The organism is Dermabacter hominis NBRC 106157, assembly GCF_001570785.1.
Classification (GTDB): Bacteria; Actinomycetota; Actinomycetes; order Actinomycetales; family Dermabacteraceae; genus Dermabacter; species Dermabacter hominis.
The window spans coordinates 1-612 of record NZ_BCSI01000027.1 but is presented as its reverse complement, the minus strand read 5'-3'; the positions used below and the strand labels follow the sequence as shown (position 1 = coordinate 612).

1 protein-coding gene is annotated in these 612 nt (G+C 58.8%); it reads left to right on the top strand.

The genetic code is table 11. The features are described from left to right. Nucleotides 1-14: 14 nt before the first annotated feature. A partial coding sequence (locus DEHOM01_RS09605) for a G5 domain-containing protein (protein ID WP_245630704.1) occupies nucleotides 15-612 on the top strand: 598 nt, incomplete at its 3' end.

Genomic DNA, 612 nt, shown 5'->3' with positions numbered 1-612 from the left:
CGGGCGACCCCGAAGTGACGACTGAACGCACCAAGGAACCGGTCAAGCAGATCATCCGTGTCGGCACCAAGACGACCGGTACTACGACTGAGACCGTTAAGTCTGAAGTTCCGTTCGGTGTGAAGATCGAGTTCGATCCGAACATGCCTGCCGGTAAGTCTGAGGTTGTGACCGAGGGTGTTCCGGGTGAGAAGACGGTGACAATCACGCGCGATATCACCAACTCGAAGCCGGGCGATCCGCAGATCACCGAGGAAATCACCAAGCAGCCGGTTGATCAGGTCATCAAGGTCGGTACGAAGCCGTCGGAGGCGTCCGAGAAGGTCACCTGGACTGCCCAGGTTCCGTTCGAGGTTGAGACTCGCCCGAACCCGGAGCTGAAGCCGGGTGAGATCAAGGTTGTCCAGAAGGGCGTGCCTGGCGAGAAGACCTACACTGCTGACTTCACCGCCAAGGGCGACCAGGCAACGGTCACCCCAGAAGTGAAGCAGACGAAGGACCCGGTCAAGGAGATCATCGAGTACGGACCAGCTGCCGAGGACACCTCTGTGGTGACCAAGGTTGAGAAGCCTGTTCCGTTCGAAACTGAGATCGTCTTCGACGACACCCTCG